This window comes from Streptomyces longispororuber (assembly GCF_014656095.1).
Taxonomy (GTDB): Bacteria; Actinomycetota; Actinomycetes; order Streptomycetales; family Streptomycetaceae; genus Streptomyces; species Streptomyces longispororuber.
Genome location: NZ_BNBT01000081.1, coordinates 1 through 19,832 on the forward strand (window position 1 = coordinate 1; position 19,832 = coordinate 19,832).

Sequence of the window (19,832 nt, forward strand, 5' to 3'; positions counted from 1 at the left end):
GGCCGCGAGGATGGCCACGGCCGTGTCGGCGCGCGAGGCGGCGACGACCAGGGCGCGGCCCGCGAGGGCGTGGGCGCGTTGGTGCAGGGCGGACAGGTGGGGCTCGTGGATGACGGCGGCGACGGCCGCCGCGAGCACCGGCGGGTGCCCCCCGCGCAACCGGGCGACCTGCGCCGCGAGGCGCTCCGCGGCCGCGTCGAGGGCGGGGTCGGGCGCGAGGGCGCGCAGTTCGTCGGTGACGGCGAGCAGCGCGGCGAGGTGTCCGGCGAGCTGGATGTCCAGCTCCTCCTCGCGGCTGCGGTGCGGGAAGTCGCCCGGGTCGGCCATCGTGTGGACCGACTTGGTGCGGATCGGCTCGTACATGGGATGGGTCTCCAAGCTGTCGTGAACTCCATCCTAGCTTAGATCCTGTCTAAAGTTGAGTCCGATCTTGTACGAAGTCCTCGGGGGTGCGGGCGCGCGAAAGGGGGGCGGGCACGCGAAAGGGGCGCGGGCGTGCGAAAGGGGGCGGGTGCGCGCCCGCCCCCTGGTGCTCGTGCGCGGGCCGGGCCCGCGCGGCGCTACGGCTGGCCGTACCCGTCCAGGAACGTCCCGATCCGCGTCACCGCGTCCGCGAGGTCGGTGGCCGTGGGCAGGGTCACGATGCGGAAGTGGTCGGGCTCGGGCCAGTTGAAGCCCGTGCCGTGCACCACCATGATCTTCTCGGCCCGCAGCAGGTCGAGGACGAGCTGCCGGTCGTCCTTGACCTTGAAGACCTTCGGGTCGAGGCGCGGGAAGAGGTAGAGCGACCCCTTCGGCTTGACGCAGGTGACACCGGGGATCCGGGTCAGCAGGTCGTACGCCGTGTCGCGCTGTTCGAGCAGGCGGCCGCCGGGCAGGACCAGGTCGTTGATGGTCTGCCGCCCGCTGAGCGCGGCGGCCACGCCGTGCTGGCCGGGCATGTTCGCGCACAGGCGCATGTTCGCGAGGACCGTCAGGCCCTCGATGTACGACGTGGCGTGCGCCTTCGGGCCCGAGACGGACATCCAGCCGACCCGGTACCCGGCCACCCGGTACGCCTTCGACATGCCGTTGAAGGTCAGCGTCAGCAGGTCGGGGGCGAGGGCGGCGGTCGGGGTGTGCCGGGCGCCGTCGTACAGGATCTTGTCGTAGATCTCGTCCGAGCAGACCAGGAGGTTGTGGCGGCGGGCGATGTCGGTCAGGCCGCGCAGCACCTCCTCGTCGTAGACCGCGCCGGTCGGGTTGTTCGGGTTGATGATCACGATCGCCTTGGTGCGGTCGGTCACCTTGCGCTCGACGTCGGCGAGGTCCGGCATCCAGTCCGCCTGCTCGTCGCAGCGGTAGTGCACGGCGGTGCCGCCGGAGAGGGAGACCGCCGCGGTCCACAGCGGGTAGTCGGGGGCCGGGACCAGGACCTCGTCGCCGTCGTCGAGCAGGCCCTGCATGGCCATCACGATCAGCTCGGAGACGCCGTTGCCCATGAAGACGTGCTCGACGTCGGTCTCGATGCCGAGGGTCTGGTTGTGCATGACCACCGCGCGCCGGGCCGCGAGCAGGCCCTTGGCGTCGCCGTAGCCGTGGGCGTCGCCGACGTTGCGGAGGATGTCCTCCAGGATCTCCGGCGGGCACTCGAAACCGAAGGCGGCGGGGTTGCCGGTGTTGAGCTTGAGGATGCGGTGACCTGCCGCTTCGAGCCGCATCGCCTCCTCGAGCACCGGGCCCCGGATCTCGTAACAGACGTTGGCGAGCTTGGTCGACTGGATCACCTGCATACCGCCGAGCCTATCCCGGGCGGGGGCGCCCTCAGCGGGTTCCTTGGGCTGATCTTTGCTTCGCCGGGGCGGGGTGGGTGGGGTGTTCGCGCAGTTCCCCGCGCCCCTTGGGGTGGTTTCCGTCCGTCTGTGGGTGCGGGTGCCGGTGGGTTGCTTGCGCCGTTCCCCGCGCCCCTTAGGGTGCCGGTGCCGGGGGGCTTCGATGGTTCGGTTGTCGTTCGCGGTCTTGTCCGTGTGGCGGGGTAGCTCAACAATGCGCATGACAAGCCGGGGGCCTCGTGGTCGCCGGTCATTCGGTCAGCAGAGGGGACCCCCACATGAACAAGCCTCTCGTCGGCGCGGTGTTCACCGCCGTCCTGGTCGGTACGGCGGCCGTGCCCGCGGCGGCCGTGAGCGACCAGGCCCCCGCCCCGGACAAGCGGGGGGCGCAGGCCGCGCCCGCCGCCGGCCCGCGGGCCGAGGGCGCCCGGGCGAAAGCGGTGACCTTCGCCGGCACGGTGGCGCTCAGCAACTGTTCCGGCTCCGTGGTGCGCGTGCCGAACTCGCAGCCCACCGACCCCGCGCTCGTGATGTCCAACGGCCACTGCCTGGAGACCGGCTTCCCGGCACCGGGCCAGGTGATCGTGGACCGGCCCTCGTCACGCAGCTTCACCCTGCTCAACGCGAGCGGCGGCAACGCGGGCACGGTGCGGGCGAGCAAGATCGCGTACGGGACGATGACCGACACCGACCTCTCGCTGTACGAGCTGACCAGCACCTACCGCGACATCGAGAGCCGCTTCGGCATCAAGGCCCTGGACCTCGACGCCGCGCACCCCCAGGCCGGGCGGGCCATCACCGTCGCGTCCGGCTACTGGAAGCGCATGTACAAGTGCAACATCGACGGCTTCGTCTACCGGCTCAAGGAGGGCCGCTGGACCTGGAAGGACTCGGTCCGCTACACCTCCGCGTGCCAGACGATCGGCGGCACCTCCGGCTCCCCGGTGATCGACGACGCCACCGGCAAGGTCGTGGCCGTCAACAACACCGGCAACGAGGACGGCCAGCGCTGCACCGACAACAACCCCTGCGAGGTCGACGAGAACGGCAGGGTGACGGTCCGCCGCGGCATCAACTACGGCCAGCAGACCTACACCGTCGTGCCCTGCGTCGGGACCGGCAACAAGATCGACCTGAGCCGCCCCGGCTGCACCCTGCCGAAGCCCGCGGCAGCGGCGGAGCGCCGCTGACGTACGACCGGACGGAGGCCCGTGGCTAGGAGGCGGTCCGGCGTACGGTGCGTCCCGCGAGGACGTCCGTGCGCCGTCCGTCCTCGATCACGAACCGGCCGTCGACGAGGACGTGCGGGATGCCCACGGGCAGCGTCCGCGGCGCCTCGAACGTCGATCCGGCCGCGACCGTCCCGGGGTCGAAGAGCACGAGGTCGGCGCGGTAGCCCTCGCGGACGTACCCCCGGTCGGGCAGCCGCAGCCGGGCGGCGGCGCGCGAGGTGAGGTGCGCGACGCACTCCTCCAGGGAGAGCACGCCGAGCTCCCGGACGTACCGGCCCAGGTACTGCGGGAACGTCCCGTACGCGCGCGGGTGCGGCTTGAAGCCCTGGAGGATGCCGTCGCTGCCGCCGGTGTGCACGCGGTGGCGCATGATGGCCCGCACGTTCTCCTCGTGGCCCACGTGCTGGAGGATCGTCGAGCCGAGCCGGTCGGCGATCAGCAGCCGCCGCGCCGTCACCCACGGCTCCTCGCCGCGCATGTCCGCCGACTGCTGGATCGTCTTGCCGACGCACGAGGCGAGCCCCGGGTCGGACACCCCGGAGATCTCGATCGTGTCCCACTCGATGGGTACGCCGTGGCAGCCGTCCGACCCGAGGACCTCCAGGTGGTGCCGGATGCGCTCGGCGGTCCCGTCGTCCTTGAGGCGCGCGAGCACCGCCTCGGGCCCGCCCTCGCTCGCCCAACTGGGCAGCATCGCCACGAGCGTCGTACAGCCCGGGGTGTAGGGGTAGGTGTCGAGCGTGATGTCGGCGCCCGCGTCGAGCGCGTCGTCGAGGAGGGCCAGCAGCTCCGGGGCGCGCCCCTTGTTCACGCCGAAGTTCATGGTGGCGTGGGCGAGGTGCAGCGCGCAGTTCGCGGAGCGGGACAGCTCCACCATCTCCTGGTACGCCTCCAGGGCGCCCGCGCCGTAGCTGCGGTGGTGCGGGCAGTAGTAGCCGTCGTACTCCGCCACCACCCGGCACAGCTCGGTCAGTTCGGCGTCCTTGGCGTACATGCCCGGGGTGTAGGTGAGCCCCGACGACATGCCGACGGCCCCCTCGCGCAGGCCCTGGGCCACCAGCTCCCGCATGCGGTCCAGCTCGGCGGGGGTGGCCTCGCGGTCCTCCCAGCCCATCGCGTACATCCGGACCGTGCCCTGCGGGATCAGGTACGCGGCGTTCACCGCGATGCCCCGGCCGCCGTGGGCGTGGTCCAGGCGGTCCAGGTACTCGCCGACCGTGCGCCAGTCGAAGTCGACGGACGTGTCCCCGGGCGCGCCGCCGTTCCACCCGGTGATCGCCTGGCGGACCTCGGCGAGCGTACGGTCGTCGACGGGGGCGTACGACAGGCCGTCCTGGCCGATGACCTCCAGGGTGACGCCCTGGGCCGCCTTCGCGCTGTGGTCCGGGTCGCGGAGCAGGGCGAGGTCGCTGTGGGCGTGCATGTCGATGAACCCGGGGGACAGGGCGAGGCCCTGGGCGTCGAGGACCCGGGCCCCCGTCGGGCGGGGGTCGCTCGCGCCCTCCCGGTGGATCTCCGTGATCCGGCCGTCGCGTATCGCTACGTCGGCCGTGTACGAGGGCGTGCCCGTGCCGTCGACGACGCGGGCTCCGCGGATGACCAGGTGCATGGGGGTGCCTTTCTGGGCTGCGGGTGGCGGGTGGGCCCTCGCGGGGGGCGCCCCAGTCCCGCCCCTTTCCGGAAACTGGGGCTCCGCCCCAGACCCCGCTCCTCAAACGCCGGAGGGGCTGGAAGGCGTGCTCGGCCGCGCCGGACAGTTGCAGCCCGTCCGGCGTTTGAGGACGAGCGCGCCAGCGCGATGCGGGGGTCCAGGGGGCGGAGCCCCTTGGTTTCGGGAAAGGGGCGGGTCTGGGGCGCCCCCGCGAGGCGTCAGAAGTACGTGCGGATGTAGTCCGTGACCGTGCCGTCCGCCTCGACCAGAGGAATGAGCTGCCACTTGTCGAAGGCCGTACAGGGATGCGAGAGCCCGAGCCCCACCCAGTCCCCCACCTGGAGGTCCGCGCCGGACGCCGTCCGGAGCCACCCGTGCTGGTCGGACAGCGCGTGCACCTCCACCCCGTCCGCCGCCCGCTCCACCCCGTCCCGCCGCACGGCCTGCGCCTCGGGCAGGTCGAGGTCGTACGCCGCGTCCCGCTTGCCCGCGTTGATGAAGGCCTGCTCGGGCGACGGCCGGGAGACGACCTGCGCCCACAGCCGGAAGGCGGGGTGGAGGGCGCCCTCCTCGGGCACCCGGTTGAACGGCGTGAGGTGCCGGTAGTGGCCGTCGTCGTGCGAGACGTACGCCCCGGAGCGCAGCAGCTTCAGGGCGGGCAGCGAGAGCGGCGGCAGGACGGCGAACGCGTCGGCCACCGCGTCGAACCAGGCGGAACCGCCCGCGCTGACGACGATCTCGTCGAGCCCGTCCGGCCCTTCCGCCGGGAAGCGCCCGGCGGCGTCGAAGTCGGCGGCGAGCGCGGTGAGCCGCCGCAGCCAGGCGGCCACGCGCTCGGGCGTGGCGTCCGGCACCTCGCCCTCGTACCCGGCGACACCCACGAGCCGCAGCGTCGCGGCGGCCGCGACGGCGTCGGCGACGGCCGCGCACTCGGCCTCCGTGCGGGCCCCGGTGCGCGTGCCCTCCCCGGCGGCCAGCTCCACGACCACGTCGACGGGGCGGCGGGCCCCGGCGCCGCGCAGCGCCGCGTCCATCAGCTCCACGCCGCGCACGGAGTCGACGTAGCAGATGAAGCGGAACTCGGGGTCCTGGTCCAGCTCCGCGGCGAGCCAGCGCAGGGCCGCCGCGTCGACCAGCTCGTTGGCGAGGAAGATCCGCCGGATGCCGAACTCCCGCGCCACCCGCACCTGGTGGGGCACGGCCAGCGTGATGCCCCAGGCGCCGTGCTCGATCTGGCGGTGGAACAGCCGGGGCGCCATGGACGTCTTGCCGTGCGGCGCGAAGGCGAGGCCGTGGCGGGCCGCGTACGCCTCCATGAGCGCGAGGTTGTGCTCCAGGCGCTCGGCGGAGAGGGCGAGCACGGGGGTGGTGAAGCCGTCCGTGAAGAGGTTGCGGCGCTGGGCGGCCAGCTCGCCCACCGTGAGGCCCGCGGCGTCGGGCGGCAGCCCCTTGAAACGGTGGTCGACCCGTTCCTCGGCCAGTCCGGCCAGGGCGCTCGCGGCGCGTGCGGCGGACGTGCCCGCGGATGTCTCCGCGGCAGCCTCCCTGGACGTCTTGGCGGGCGTCTCGGCGGCCATGGGCGCCTCCTCACGAGGTGCGTTGCATATACTGCAACGTTCATTGCGTATGTCGCTTACTGCTGTCTAACATCCGAGCCAACGCACGGTCAACGGCTGGGCCCCCGGCCCCGGGGGCCGGGCTTCCGGGCTTCCGGCCCCCGGGCCCCCGGGGCTTCCGGGCCCCCGGGGCTTCCGGGCCTTCGGCTCCGGACTTCCGGGCTCCGGGCTCCCGAGGTCCGACGGGACCGGCGACGACGACCGGCGACGATGAGCGGCAACGACGAGCGGCGACGACGAGTGAAGGGCTGACATCAGACGTGACCGGAGCAGGCGGAGACGCGACCGGCGACACGACCGAGGCCATCACCGCGGCCACCACCGCGGCCGGTGGGGCGGACCGGGCCGTGCCCTGTGGGGGCGTGGCCGGTGAAGCCACGCCCGGCGGGGCCGCGCCTGATGGGGCCGTGCCCGGCGGGAGCGTGGCCGAGACGGGCGCGGCCGGTCGGGCCCCGAGCGGGGGCGGCGAGGGCTCGGCCGGACGCGTCCTCGGCGCCGGCGCCGCCCCGGGCGCCTCCGCTGCCGCCGACACCTCCGGGGTCACTGCTGACCTCGAAGCCCCTGCTGTCACGGCTGCTCCTGACGCACCCAACGCCACTGACACACCCAACGCCACCACCGCCCCCAGCGCCTCCACAGCCCCCGACACCCCCGACACCCCCGGCCCCGGCGTCACCGCCGCCCCCGGCGTCGGCCGCGCCCCCGCCCCCGCCCCCGGCGACACCCCGGTCGACGTGGTCGCGCTCGGCGAGTCCATGGTCACCTTCCTGCCCACCCGCCCCGGGCGCCTCGCCGACGTGCCCGCCTTCGAGCGCGGGATCGGGGGCGCCGAGTCCAACGTCGTGTGCGCGCTGGCCGCCGTCGGCCACCGCACCCGCTGGGTCAGCCGCGTCGGCGCCGACGGGTTCGGCGACCACCTCGTCCAGGCGATCGGGGCGTACGGGGTCGACACCTCGGCCGTGGGCCGCGACCCGCGCCGGCCCACCGGCATCTACTTCCGCACCGCCGACGACCGCGACACCGACGCCCACGAAGTCGTCTACTACCGCGCGGGATCGGCCGCCTCGGCCATGTCGCCGGACACCGTGGCGCCCGAGGCGCTGTGGTGCGGGCGCGTGCTCCACCTGTCGGGCATCACCGCCGCCCTCTCCGCCGACTGCCTCGCCCTCGTCCGCGCGCTGTGCCGCCGCGCCCCCGGCCGCCGCTCCCTCGTCTCCTTCGACGTCAACCACCGGCCCGGCCTGTGGCCGAGCGGCGGCGAGAGCCCCCGCGTGCTCCTGGACCTGGCGCGCGGCGCCGACCTCGTCTTCGTCGGCGCCGACGAGGCCGCGGCCGCCTGGGGGATCACCGGCGGGCCCGCCGCGATCCGCGCCGCGCTGCCCGAGCCCGCCCAACTCGTCGTCAAGCAGGGGGCCGAGGGCGCCACCGTCTTCGCCGCCGACCCGGGCACCGGACGCGACACCGCCACCTTCGTCCCGGCCCTGCGCGTGGACGTGGTCGCGCCCGTCGGCGCCGGGGACGCCTTCGCCGCCGGCTATCTGTCCGCCACCCTGCGCGGCCTGTCCGCCGAGCGGCGGCTGCGCCACGGGCACCTGATGGCCGCCGCCGCCCTCACCGTGCCGGGCGACCTCGCCATGCCCCCCGCCCGCCCGTCTCCCGGCCACCACCCCTCAACGAGCCGCTTCGCGGCGCCCCTGTCCATGGCGCACGCCGACGCGCTCGCCGCCCTGGACCCCGCCGCCTGGGAGACACTGCGCCTTGGCCCCGGCTGGACGGCCGACCCGCGCCGCCCGGGGGCCGCCGAGGAGGTACGTACGCCATGAGCCAGACCGTCGACCGAGCCCTGTCGATCCTGCCGCTGCTCGCCGAGGGCCCCGCCGACCTCGGCCAGGTCGCCGACCGCCTCGGGGTCCACAAGTCCACCGCCCTGCGCCTGCTGCGCACCCTGCACGAACACGGCCTGGTCTTCCGCCAGTCCGACCAGCGCTACCGCCTCGGCGCCCGGCTCTTCGCGCTCGCCCAGGAGGCCGTCGAGCACCTCGACGTCCGCGAGATCGCCCACCCCCACCTCCTCGCGCTCAACGAGAAGTGCGGCCACACGGTCCACCTCGCGGTGTACGAGGAGGGCGAGGTCGTCTACATCGACAAGGTCGAGAGCCGCTACCCGGTCCGGATGTACTCGCGCATCGGCAAGCCCGTGGCCATCACGGTCGCCGCCGTGGCGAAGCTGCTCCTGGCCGACTTCCCCGAGGCCGAGCGCCGCGCCCTCGCCGAGAAGCTCGACTACCCCACGTACACGTCCCGTTCGACGCCCAACGCGGCCGCCTTCCTCAAGGAGCTCGCGCTGGTGCGCGAACAGGGCTGGGCCACCGACCTCGGTGGCCACGAGGAGTCCATCAACTGCGTCGGCGCGCCCATCCGGGGCGCGGACGGCCGCGTCGTCGCCGCCATGTCGGTGTCCGCGCCGAACGTCGTCGTCACCGCCGAGGAACTCCTCACCCTCCTCCCGCTGGTGCGCCGCACGGCGGAGGCGATCAGCCGGGAGTACTCCGGCAAGGCCCCTATCAAGGAAGCAAGTTCATGAGCGAGAACCCGCAGAACACCGCTGGCACCCAGAGCACCGGCGGCACGGAGAAGACCGGCGGCACGGAGAAGACCGCGATCACGCCCCCCACCCACACCACGCCGCCCGCGAAGTTCTCCCACGGCGTGCGCAAGGGCAACATCCTCCAGGTCGCCGGCCAGGTCGGCTTCCTGCCCGCCGAGGCGGGCAAGGCCCCGACCCCGGCCGGCCCCACCCTGCGCGAGCAGACCCTGCAGACGTTCGCCAACGTCAAGGCCGTCCTCGAAGAAGGCGGCGCCACCTGGGACGACGTGATGATGATGCGCGTCTACCTCACGGACGTCGACCACTTCGCGGAGATGAACGAGATCTACAACCAGTACTTCGAGGAGCAGGGCCTCAAGGCCCCCGCCGCCGCCCGCACCACGGTCTACGTCGGCCTGCCCAAGGGCCTGCTCATCGAGATCGACGCGCTCGCCGTCCTCGGCTGAGCCCGCGCCGAACCGCCTGACGCCGCGGGCCGCGGGCCCCACCCGCCGCCCGCGCCCGCCGCGCCAGGACCACCCCCCCCGCCGCACACCCGTCGTCACGGCGCGGCGCCCGCCACCCCCGGGGCGCCCCGCCGCGATCCCCCCTGCCCGAAAGCCCCATGCACTTAGCGCAGTCACGAGTACGAGGTCAAAGATGTCCCCGTTCGTCCCCCAGGGCCCCTCCGGTGCCCTCACCGCACTGGCCGCCGACGCGCCACAAACCCCGCACACCGGTGGCCTGCTGGCCCTCGTCGACGGCACGGCGGGGCTGCTGACCGTCGCGGCCCTCGGCATCCTGCTGCTGCTCTTCCTGATCATCAAGGTCAGGCTCCAGCCGTTCGTGGCCCTGCTCGCCGTCTCCATAGCCGTCGGCCTCGCCGCGGGCCTGTCGGTCACCGAACTCTTCGGCACCGTCCAGAAGTCGGAAGCCGTCTCGCTCATCGAGTCCGGCATGGGCGGCATCCTCGGCCACGTGGCGATCATCATCGGCCTCGGCACGATGCTCGGCGCGATCCTGGAGGTCTCCGGCGGCGCCGAGGTCCTCTCCACCCGGCTCCTGGCCCTCTTCGGCGAGAAGCGCGCCCCCGTCGCCATGGGCCTCACCGGCCTGATCTTCGGCATCCCCGTCTTCTTCGACGTGGGCATCTTCGTGCTCGCGCCCATCGTCTACGCCGCCGCCAAGCGCAGCGGCAAGTCGATCCTCCTGTACTGCCTGCCGCTGCTCGCGGGCCTGTCCATGACGCACGCCTTCCTGCCCCCGCACCCCGGCCCCGTCGCCGCGGCGGGCCTGCTCAAGGTGGACCTCGGCTGGGTCATCCTCATGGGCGTCGTCTGCGGCATCCCGGCGGTGCTCGCCGCCTGGGTGTTCTCCGCCTGGGTCGGCAAGCGCATCTTCGTCCCCGTACCGCAGGACATGCTGGAGGCCTCCGAGGAGGCCAAGGCGGCCGTCGCCGCGGAGCAGCGGGCGCAGGGCCTGACGCCGACGGAGCAGCCGGTCGCGCTCGGCACGGTCTTCCTCATCATCGGCACCCCGCTGCTGCTGATCCTCCTCGCGACCTTCTCCTCCATCGCCTTCGACCCCTCCACGGCCCGCTCCGTCATCGAGTTCTTCGGCCACCCCTTCGTCGCCCTGACGATCGCGCTCCTGATGGCGTACTACCTGCTCGGCATCCGCCGCGGCTGGTCCCGCAAGTCCCTGGAGACGGTGTCGACGGCCTCCCTCAAGCCCGTCGGCAACATCCTCCTCGTCGTCGGCGCGGGCGGTGTCTTCGGCGCCGTCCTCAAGGGCAGCGGCGTCGCCGGCGCCCTCGCCGACACCTTCAACGACGTCGGCCTGCCCGTCATCGTCCTCGCCTACCTCATCTCCCTGGTGCTGCGCGTGGCCCAGGGCTCGGCGACCGTCGCCATCGTCACCACGGCGGGCATCGTCGCCCCGCTGCTCGCCGAGGGCGACTACTCCCACGCCTTCACGGCCCTGGTCATCATGGCCATCTCGGCGGGCTCGATCTTCGCCTCGCACGTCAACGACGGCGGCTTCTGGATCGTCGCGAAGTACTTCGGCATCTCCGAGCGCGACACCCTGAAGACCTGGACGGTCCTGGAGTCGGTCCTGTCCCTGGCGGGCTTCGCGGTGGCCGCGCTGGTGAGCCTCTTCGTCTGACCCGCCTCGCCCCCTTCCGGTACGCGGACGGGGGCGCCGGGCACCACCGCCCGCGCCCCCGTCCGCGTACGACGTACCGCCGCGACCGACCGCCGACCTACCGACGGCCGCCCGACGCCCGCCGCGTCAGCACCCAGTCCCCACGGCGCGTACGGGACATCCGCGCATCCGCGCCCGGCGGTTGCGCAGCCGGTGCAGCACATGCGGCATGGGGGCGTGGGCAGTGCCGCAGCGGCACCGGGGCCCGGCGGCCTTCCTGGCGGCACCCGCCGCCACGAACAGCAGGGCGCCGGTCAGCACCCCCGCGGCGGCCAGCGCGGCACGCTGCCGGGCGGTCCCCGGCAGGAGCCGGCCGAGATCTGACAGGTCGGCGAACTCGATCACCTCGGACACATAGGGCAGATCGAACTTCGAGGTAATCGCATCCATCGCGTTCACAGAGGGCTTCCTCTCTGTCCGGTGAGCGGGAAATCCGCTCGTCGGATCATTCGCGGAGAGACTGCGCACCCCCTGGCCGGATATGCGCGGCCCTCGCAAAACCCTTCCTGCGAGTGATCACGCCCGCACCGGTGGTGGACCGACGAACCGCGCGCACTGGGCAGGCACCGCGCGCCGACGCGCTCCGGCCTGCCCACCTGGGCCGGACCTCAAGCGACGCCCACAGCCGCGGACTGTTCATCCGCCCAGGTGACCTCCCGCTCACGCCCGACCGTGCGAACCTCCCGACGGGCAGCCGATGGGCGCCCGGCGCAGGCCGGGCTGCGCCGGGCGCCGCGCACGGCCGAATGTCGCCCGTACGGGCCGCCACGTGGGCACCAACCGCCGCGAGACTGGCTACAGTTGCGCCCAGTTCGCACGAGCTATGCGATCGGGCTGTGGTTTCCGGTCGCTCCGGGGGAGGGCCGATGAGGTCAGACGGAGGCGGCGCGGGGCGTCGGCGGACGAGCGCGGCAGAGGTGCGGACCGGCCTCGCGGGCGGGCTCTGAGATGGCGTGGGAGGAGTGGCAGCGGCTGAAGGCCGCGGCGGCGGACCGCGACGCCCGTACGCGGCTGAACAGCGCGGGCCGGACGCCCGGACCGGGCGCGGACGCGGATCTCGCGGTCCACGACGACGAGTTGGGGCAGCTCGGCGCCATCGCCAACCGGCTCCGTGACCGCCTGCGGAGGGACGCCGACCACGCGCGCGAGGCGACTTTCGGCGCGGCCGTCGAACTGTCCGGCGCAGGTCTGCGGACGGGCACCGCGCTGACCGAGCTGCACGACGCCTGGAACACCAAGTCGAGAACCCTCGTGGACGCGTGCGGCCACATCTCCAACCATCTCGACTTCACGCGCGCACAGCACAAGAAGGACGACGACAAGGTCGCCACCTCCGTGTCCGTGTCGGTCATCAACAAGTACATGAAGTGACGGGGGCGGCCACGGATGCTGACCGTAGAGGAACTTCTCGGCTTACGACTCGGGAAGCTGGCGTCGGCCCTCGACGACTGGGAGGCGATGACGCGACGCCTTGACGAACTGGCCGGAGGCCGGGGCGGCGGCGACAGCGCGGCCCTGCTCCGGCGCAAGGCCGAGCTGGCCGACTGGAAGGGCGTCAACGCCACCGTGGGCAAGGCCTTCGTCGTGAAGACGGCAGCCGAGTTCGACGACGCCGTCACCTCCGCGACGAGCGTCACCGCGATCCTGCGGGACGCGCTCAAGGCGTTCGCCCGGCACAAGCGGGAGATGGCGGAGCTGGCGGACAGCGCCGCGAAGCGGAACATCCGCATCACCCCCGCGGGCGGAGCGGAGGCCCGGTCCCCGCGGGGCGCCGCCGAGGACGGGGGACCCACGCAGGCGGACCTGATCGCGGTGATGCGGGACGCGACGCGGGTCCTGCGGGAGGCCGACGAGACGGACCAGGTCGCCGAGCGCGCCCTGCGGGCCCTGGCCCGCGGCGAGCACGACTTCTCCGACCTCCGCGTCACCGGCCTCGGCCACGCCAAGGACCTCCAGGGCAAGGCGGACGCCGCCCACTGGGCCAAGGAGATCGCCAAGGGCGGCGCAGGGCAGTGGAGCGACGAGAAGCTCGAGCGCTTCAACGACACCCTCGCCCGCTACCAGGACACCCCCGCCTTCGCGGCGGCCCTCGCCACGGGCCTGGGCGCCGAGGGCACCCTCCGCTTCTGGCGCGACCTCGCCGACCCGGCCGGCACCCTGGGCACGGTCGGGCCCGGCCGCGCCGACCTCCTCGGCCGGGTACAGGAGAACCTCGGCCTCACCCTCGCCGCGGCCACCCGGGTCGACAGCCCGGGCATGGACGCCTGGAAGCGACACCTGATCGAGGCCGGGGACGACCGGCTCCCCGCGGCCCCGGGCATCGGCTCGGGCGCGGCCCCGTACGGCTTCGACGTCATGTCGAACCTGATGCGCAAGGGAAAGTACGACACGGAATTCCTCCAGAACTACGGCAGCAGGCTGCTGGAATTCGAGAAGGGGCTGTCCCCCTTCACGTCCCGCGGCTCCACCCACCTGCTCAACCGTCTCCCGGACGAGACCTCCGCCGACCCCGTCTCCGGCTTCCTGGAGTCCCTCGGCCACAATCCGGAGGCGTCGCTGCGATTCCTCCACACCGGTCCAGAATCCGAGACCAACTGGGACTACCTCGTCAGCCACGAGGACGGCTCCCGCAACGCGTGGTTCTCGACGCTCTCAGACCTGGGCGGCACCGGCCGCGACCAGTACGAAACCAGCCTCGGCCACGCCCTGGAATCCGCCGCCACCCGCACACCGTACGACGCCGACACCCCACCCAAGCCCCACTCGGAGGCAAGCGCGTCCTTCGTCCACCGCCTGGTGGACTACTACGGCAGCAACCCGGAAGTACTCGACGACTCGAAACTGCGCGGCAGCCTGGGGAACATCACCGCCGAGTACATGCGGGACTTCCAGGACGGAATGAACGGGCAACGCGAGATCACCACCTCCGGCAGCAACGCCGACCTCGGCGCCCTTTCTCCCAGCGCCCGTATCGACTTCCTGGCCGCGGTCGGCAAGGACCCCACCGCCTACGGCGCCATCCTGAACGCACAGCAGTCCATCACGACGGAACTCGTCAACGAGACGCTGCAGGACCGTTCCCTTCCCAAGGGCCTGTCCACGGCCGACGTGAACAACATGGTCGCGCCGGGCTCCCAGATCGCCGGAATCATGGCCGAGGCACGCACGCAGGCCGTCTACGAGGACAGGCTGGCGCAGGACGACGAGTTCAACGAGGGACTCCGTACCGCGGACAAATGGGCAGGACGCGTCATCGACCTCGGCGCCAACCGTTTCCCCGGGGTCGGGGACGCCTTGAGCTGGATCGCGGAGGATGCTCGCGAGACCGTTGTGGAGAGGTACACGAGGGACTCAAGTGATGTGGCGGAGAAAGAGAGGCTTGAGTTCCTGCGGGACCAGTTGCAGAGTTCCGGCGGCGCAGCGTACGAGGCCGCCCGCTCAGCCGCACTCAACGCCGGGTACTCAGAGAGCGCGGCAGAGAAGATCGCCAACGCGGCTGAGGAGAACAGCCGACTCCATTACGGACTTGGGGGATACATGAAAGGCGGAGGCTGATGAAGGGGCCATCCGTCAGCGGGAGGCGTCAGATCAAGCTGTGGGGCACGGTGTCACTCGTAGCGGCCGCTCTGGTCGGCGTGGCCGTATGGCTCATGTGGCCGTCCAGCGAACCTGTCGTCTCACTGCCTGCCCGGGTATGTGACGAAGCGTTGCCCACCGGTGCGCCCGCTGCCCTCCTGCCGAGAACTGGAAAGGACTACTACGAGAGCGTCGTCGGAAGTGTGGAGTTCAATGCCCCGCACGACCCCGCGGAACCTTCTCCGGCGTGCAACTTCAGCGGCGGCGGGCGCCACATCACGGTGGAGCACGATCGCCACTTCAACGACAAGTCCTTGGCGATCCGCGCAGCCGACGAAGCGAAGGAAGCGGTGGCCGAGGAGGCCCAGCTTCCTGGTCGGGCTCCACTCTCGCTCGGGCGTTCATACGGGTACGCCTGGAAACACGGCGCGGTCCTGCTCCTCAACTGCCGGGACGAAGGGGAGGAGGGTGTGATCAAGGTGAACGTGTACGACTGGAAGAAGTTCGCATCCGAGGACTCGGACGCCAAGGCCTTCGGCGAGCTCGCCGCCGACACCCTGCGCATGGCGACAAAGAGCGTGTACCGGTGTGACCACCGCTCGGCGCTGCCCGGAGGGCCGCCGCGGCTCGGGCGGCCGAGGGAAGGGTGAGGCGCGGCAGGAGCACGGCGAGGGGTTCCGTGGCGGAACGGCCTCGCCGTGCTCGGGGCGGGTGTCAGCCCGGCGCGGGCGGTGTCAGCGGCCGCCGGCGCAGTACTGCTGCTCCTTCCCGATCGACCGGTACATGCAGTCCGCGTTCTCCAGGAGCTGGAGCACAGCGTCCCGGTTGCGGGACGTCTCGCGCTCGATGACCTCGTCGGGCGGGTAGAAGCCGCCGCCGCCCGCGGAGGACGGGTACATCTCGAAGGTGTAGCCGAAGATCTTCTGGTCGCCCCACAGCCAGTCGTCGATGGAGCCGTCCGTGATGTAGAGGTCGCTGGACTGCTCGGGCGTGTACCCGTTGCTCGCGGCCATCTTGCGCCCCACGGTGGCGAAGGCGTCCCGGTCGTCCTGGGTCAGGCCGGGGGCCGTGTCGGCGTACGTGTAGCCGTACGGCCACAGGACCAGCTCGCTGTACGTGTGGAAGTCGATGCCCGCCCTGATCTGCTGCTTGCCGCCGACGACGCGGCTGCGCACGAAGTCGGCCACGACCTTCACCTCGGGCGCGGACTCGGCGCGCGGGCCGCGGTAGGTCTCCGAGCTAGGGCTGGAGGAGGAACCGCCGCAGCAGCCCCACCTGAAGTTCCAGTTGCGGTTCATGTCCGTACCGACGGCCGTGGAGCCGGAGTTCGGCTGCCGGTTCTTGCGCCAGCTCCGGTAGGAGCCGGAGGCGATGTCGTACTCGCCGCCGTCCGGGTTCAGGTCCGGCACGATCCAGATCTCGCGCTCGTTGACCATCTTGGTGACGCGCGCGTCGCTGCCGTAGCCGGCGCCCAGCTCGCGCAGCAGGTAGAGGGCCATCTCCACGGTGAGGTGCTCACGCGCGTGCTGGTGGTGGGTGAAGAGGACCTCGGGCTCGTTCTCGTCCGTGCCGACGTTGTCGCTGATCTTGATGGCGACGATGTCCCGGCCCTGGTACGACTTGCCGATCACGCGCCTGCTCATGAGGTTCGGGTACTGCTGGAGCCGCTGGCTGATCTCCGCGTTCATCTCGGCGTAGTTGTGGTAGCGCGAGTCGGCGGGCGGGAAGTCCCGTACGCGGGCGCGCTCGCCGTCCGTGCGCGCCGGTGGCTTGGGCAGCGCCTTCAGCGTGTACCCGAGCGCTCGCAGCCGCGCGGCCTGCGCGGCGTCCGCGGTGACGACGACGGAGTGCTCGCCGGCCTCGTCGACGGACACGCCGGTCGCCGCGATCGCCGTACGCGCGGCGGGCGTCGACGGCCCGGGGACGGAGTACTGCCGGACGTCCTCGTCGGCCGCGGTGGCGGCCGCGGCCTTCTTGGCCGACGGGGAGGCGGAGTCGGTCGCGTTGGCGCTGATGGGCGCGGCGACCGCGAGGGCGAGCACGGCGGCGATGGCCGCTGATCTCTTTCCGCGTATGCGAAGTCGCATGAATGCTCCTGTGGGGGTGGGGGGTGGTGCATTGCGACGCGTGTGGTGCGGTGAACCGGCGCATGCGCATGCGCAGTGCGCTGCTGCTCTGATGCGCTGGACTGCTCGTGTGCCGGTGTACCGGTGTGCGGTGAGCTAGCCCATGGTCAGGGGATGGCATGTTCTGGTCAATACAGCTTTGAGTCGACTGCGGCGGCGCGCCGCCTGACCCGCGCGCCCCGCGCCCACCCCGCGCGCGCACGACCCCTTGTGCGCCACCCACCCATACGCTTTCTTGATCGCATGGCCGAAACCAAAGGTGGACCCAGCACAGCCGGGGACGTCGCCTCCGTGCCCCGGAAGTCCAGTTGGAAGTACATCGGTCCCGGCATCGTCGTCGCCGCGACCGGCGTCGGCGCCGGTGACCTGGTCGCCACGCTGATCGCGGGCAGCAACTTCGGTTACACGCTCCTGTGGGCCGCCGTCCTCGGCTGCGTCGTCAAGATCTCCCTCGCCGAGGCGGCGGGCCGCTGGCACCTGTCGACCGGCCGCACGCTCTTCGACGGCTGGGCGAGCCTCGGCCGCTGGACGACGTGGTTCTTCGTCGTCTACGTCGTGGTGTGGGGCTTCGCGTACGGCGCCGCCGCGATGTCGTCGTCGGGGCTGCCGCTCCAGGCCCTGTTCCCCGACGTGATGGGGCTGAAGTGGTGGGCGATGTGCACCGGCGTCGTGGGCCTCGTCTTCGTGTGGTTCAACAAGTACGCGGTGTTCGAGAAGGTCATGACGGTCCTGGTCGGCGTCATGTTCGTGGTCACCGTGTACCTGGCGATCCGCGTCACCCCGAACCTCCCCGACGCCTTCGCGGGCCTGCTCCCCGTCCTGCCCGACGAGAAGGACTCGGTCCTCAACACCCTCGGCCTCATCGGCGGCGTCGGCGGCACGATCACGCTGGCCGCGTACGGCTACTGGGTCAACGCCAAGGGCTGGACGCACCCGGGCTGGATGAAGGTGATGCGCCTGGACAACCGCGTCGCGTACGTCACCACCGGCGTCTTCGTCGTGGCGATGCTCTTCGTCGGCGCCGAGATGCTGCACTCCGCGAACGTCGCCATCGCCGGCGGCGACAAGGGCCTGGTGCAGCTCGGCGACATCCTGGAGAGGGAGTACGGCACGGCGACGGCCAAGCTGTTCCTGATCGGCTTCTTCGCGACGTCCTTCACGTCGCTGATCGGCGTCTGGCACGGCGTGAGCCTGATGTTCGCGGACTTCGTCCAGCATTACCGCAAGCCCGGTGTACGGGGCGACGGCGCGGCCCCGGCCGCCGGGGACGGCCCCCGCGCGGCCGAGGGGCGGGCCACGCCCGCGGCGGACGGGCCACCGGCACCCGCGGCGGACGCGGTGGGCGAAGGCCCGGTGGGCCGGTCCGGCGAGGAGGTGGCCTCCGGCGCCCGCGAGCGCTCGCTGCCCTTCCGGGCCTACCTCCTCTGGCTGACCTTCCCCCCGATGATCCTGCTCTTCGAGGGCCAGCCGTTCCGCCTGATCATCATCTACGGCGTGCTGGGCGCGGCCTTCATGCCGTTCCTGGCCCTGACCCTGATCTGGCTCCTGAACTCCTCCCGTACGCCGTCGGAGTGGCGCAACGGCTGGGTGAGCAACGGCATGCTGGTGATCGCGGGCGTGCTGTTCCTGGTGCTGTGCGTCAAGCAGATCACGGACCAGGACTGGGGCAGCTTCTTCTGACCGCGCGGGCGGTGAGGCACGCGGAACGCGGCAGCGCCGCCGGGGGAGCGGCGGCGCTGCACGGCCGGACGACGGGCGGGCCCCGGGCGGACGACGAGCTTTACGGCAGGGGCGGGCCCCGGGTCGACGGCGAGCCTTACGGCAGGGCGTGGACGTGCGGTCCCACGGCGTTGGACCAGACGTTCCCGTTCAGGGCGTCCCAGTTGGTCGACCAGGTCATGGCGCCACGGATGCCCGGGTAGGTCTTGGAGGGCTTGAACGAGCCGCAGTTGGTGCCGCGGGCCAGGCAGTCCAGGGCGTTCTTCACGACGGTGGGCGAGACGTACCCCGACCCGGCGCCGCGCGGTGAGGCGGGCGTGCCGATCCCGACCTGGGAGGGGGCGAGCCCGCCCTCCAACTGGATGCAGGCGAGCGCGGTCAGGAAGTCCACGGACCCCTGCGAGTAGACCTTGCCGTCGCAGCCGAGCATGGAGCCGCTGTTGTAGTACTGCATGTTGACGACGGTGAGGATGTCCTTCACGTTCAAGGCGGTCCTGAAGTACGCGTTGGAGGGTGACTGCATGTCGATGGTCTGCGGGGCCATGGTGAGGACGAGCCCGGGCCCGGCCTTCTGCGAGAGGGACCGCAGGGCCTGCGTCATGTAGGTGGCGTTGAGCCCGTTCTCCAGGTCGATGTCGACGCCGTCGAAGCCGTACTCGCGCATCAGCGCGTGCACGGAGTTCGCGAAGTTGGCGGCGGCGGTCGGGCTGTTCACGGAGACGGTCCCGCGCTCGCCCCCGACCGAGACGATCACGGACTTCCCGGCCGCCTGCTTGGCCTTGATGTCGGCCTTGAACTGGGCGACGGTGTACCCGCCGAGCCCGGCGGAGTCGAGGTTGAACGTCACCTGCCCCGGCTGCCCGGTGGCGTCGGCGAAGGCCACGGCGATGATGTCGTACTGGTTCTGCACCTGGCTGAGCCGCTGCACGGTCGCGCCGTTGTTGAAGTTCTGCCAGTAGCCGGTGACGGCGTGCTTGGGCACGGCCCGCGTCTGCGCGGCTCCGCCCGGGGAACCCGCCACGGACACGACGCCGGCGTCCCGCACACCGGGCCCCCGCGCACCGGCGTCCCGCGCGTCGGCGGTCCCGACGCCGCCCGTCGCGAGCCCCGCGACCGCGAGCCCGAGCGCGGCCACGAGCCTCGTGAGGGTGCTGGTCCTCTTCCTTCTGCGTACCTGAGTGCGTGCGCGGTCCACTTCTGCCTCCGGTGGGGGGATGTGGGGGAGGGGCCCGCGAGGGGCCAGGAGGGGGACGGTGGCCACCGCTTGGCCGTCCAAGCTGGTCCAGACCAATGCGGATGTCAAGAGGGT

At 72.1% G+C, this 19,832-nt stretch carries 15 protein-coding genes and 1 pseudogene; 9 read left to right on the forward strand and 7 right to left on the reverse strand.

The genetic code is table 11. The features are described from left to right. Both IE330_RS23085 and IE330_RS23090 read right to left on the reverse strand, forming a co-directional pair. The coding region (locus IE330_RS23085; RefSeq protein ID WP_190138021.1) for an SCO4983 family protein at positions 1-363 on the reverse strand (363 nt) is incomplete at its 3' end. A gap of 197 nt (positions 364-560) precedes the next feature. Beyond that, positions 561-1,772, reverse strand: a complete 1,212-nt coding sequence (locus IE330_RS23090; RefSeq protein ID WP_190138002.1) for a pyridoxal phosphate-dependent aminotransferase — start codon at positions 1,770-1,772, stop codon at positions 561-563. Between the two features lie 317 nt (positions 1,773-2,089). On the opposite strand from IE330_RS23090, the gene IE330_RS23095 reads away from it, so the two are divergent. Next, complete coding sequence (locus tag IE330_RS23095; protein ID WP_190138003.1) at positions 2,090-3,001, forward strand: S1 family peptidase; 912 nt, start codon at positions 2,090-2,092, stop codon at positions 2,999-3,001. A 25-nt stretch (positions 3,002-3,026) separates the two neighbouring features. On the opposite strand, the gene IE330_RS23100 is transcribed toward IE330_RS23095, so the two are convergent. Then, on the reverse strand, positions 3,027-4,652 hold the full coding sequence (locus tag IE330_RS23100) for an N-acyl-D-amino-acid deacylase family protein (protein ID WP_190138004.1): 1,626 nt from the start codon (positions 4,650-4,652) through the stop codon (positions 3,027-3,029). Positions 4,653-4,912: 260 nt separating this feature from the next. Next, a complete protein-coding gene (locus IE330_RS23105; RefSeq protein WP_190138005.1) occupies positions 4,913-6,271 on the reverse strand; it encodes an amino acid deaminase in 1,359 nt (452 codons plus the stop codon). Positions 6,272-7,044: 773 nt separating this feature from the next. On the opposite strand from IE330_RS23105, the gene IE330_RS23110 reads away from it, so the two are divergent. From IE330_RS23110 to IE330_RS23125, 4 genes are all read left to right on the forward strand, one after another. After that, positions 7,045-8,133 carry a sugar kinase gene (locus tag IE330_RS23110; protein WP_268257324.1) on the forward strand — a complete coding sequence of 363 codons (1,089 nt, stop codon included), beginning with the start codon at positions 7,045-7,047 and terminating at the stop codon, positions 8,131-8,133. Continuing rightward, entirely contained in the window at positions 8,130-8,894 is a 765-nt protein-coding gene (locus IE330_RS23115) for an IclR family transcriptional regulator (RefSeq protein ID WP_190138006.1), read from the forward strand. The genes IE330_RS23110 and IE330_RS23115 overlap by 4 nt, the downstream gene beginning before the upstream one ends. Then, positions 8,891-9,364: a RidA family protein gene (locus IE330_RS23120; RefSeq protein ID WP_229925855.1), complete on the forward strand. Its 474-nt coding sequence runs from the start codon at positions 8,891-8,893 to the stop codon at positions 9,362-9,364. Before IE330_RS23115 ends, IE330_RS23120 begins: the two co-directional genes overlap by 4 nt. A gap of 193 nt (positions 9,365-9,557) precedes the next feature. Continuing rightward, positions 9,558-11,063 carry a GntP family permease gene (locus IE330_RS23125; RefSeq protein ID WP_190138007.1) on the forward strand — a complete coding sequence of 502 codons (1,506 nt, stop codon included), beginning with the start codon at positions 9,558-9,560 and terminating at the stop codon, positions 11,061-11,063. Between the two features lie 126 nt (positions 11,064-11,189). On the opposite strand, the gene IE330_RS23130 is transcribed toward IE330_RS23125, so the two are convergent. Further along, the gene (locus IE330_RS23130; protein WP_190138008.1) at positions 11,190-11,501 is read right to left on the reverse strand and encodes a hypothetical protein; all 312 of its coding nucleotides are present in this window, start codon (positions 11,499-11,501) and stop codon (positions 11,190-11,192) included. A 549-nt stretch (positions 11,502-12,050) separates the two neighbouring features. Between IE330_RS23130 and IE330_RS23135 the strand changes: the two genes are divergently transcribed. The 3 genes from IE330_RS23135 to IE330_RS23145 are packed head-to-tail and all read left to right on the forward strand — an operon-like array spanning position 12,051 to position 15,328. Continuing rightward, a complete protein-coding gene (locus IE330_RS23135; RefSeq protein ID WP_190138009.1) occupies positions 12,051-12,473 on the forward strand; it encodes a hypothetical protein in 423 nt (140 codons plus the stop codon). A 15-nt stretch (positions 12,474-12,488) separates the two neighbouring features. After that, positions 12,489-14,657 (forward strand): DUF6571 family protein, encoded by a 2,169-nt coding sequence (locus IE330_RS23140; protein ID WP_190138010.1) that lies wholly within the window; start codon positions 12,489-12,491, stop codon positions 14,655-14,657. Then, a complete protein-coding gene (locus IE330_RS23145; protein ID WP_190138011.1) occupies positions 14,657-15,328 on the forward strand; it encodes a hypothetical protein in 672 nt (223 codons plus the stop codon). The genes IE330_RS23140 and IE330_RS23145 overlap by 1 nt, the downstream gene beginning before the upstream one ends. Positions 15,329-15,412: 84 nt before the next feature. Here IE330_RS23145 and IE330_RS23150 read toward each other — a convergent pair whose 3' ends face one another. Beyond that, positions 15,413-16,765, reverse strand: a complete 1,353-nt coding sequence (locus tag IE330_RS23150; RefSeq protein WP_190138012.1) for a M14 family metallopeptidase — start codon at positions 16,763-16,765, stop codon at positions 15,413-15,415. A gap of 282 nt (positions 16,766-17,047) precedes the next feature. On the opposite strand from IE330_RS23150, the gene IE330_RS23155 reads away from it, so the two are divergent. After that, positions 17,048-18,484 (forward strand): Nramp family divalent metal transporter, encoded by a 1,437-nt coding sequence (locus IE330_RS23155; protein WP_190138013.1) that lies wholly within the window; start codon positions 17,048-17,050, stop codon positions 18,482-18,484. Between the two features lie 136 nt (positions 18,485-18,620). Here the strand turns inward: IE330_RS23155 and IE330_RS23160 are convergent. Continuing rightward, positions 18,621-19,508, reverse strand: a pseudogene (locus IE330_RS23160) (chitinase); the annotation flags it as partial. Positions 19,509-19,832: the final 324 nt, after the last annotated feature.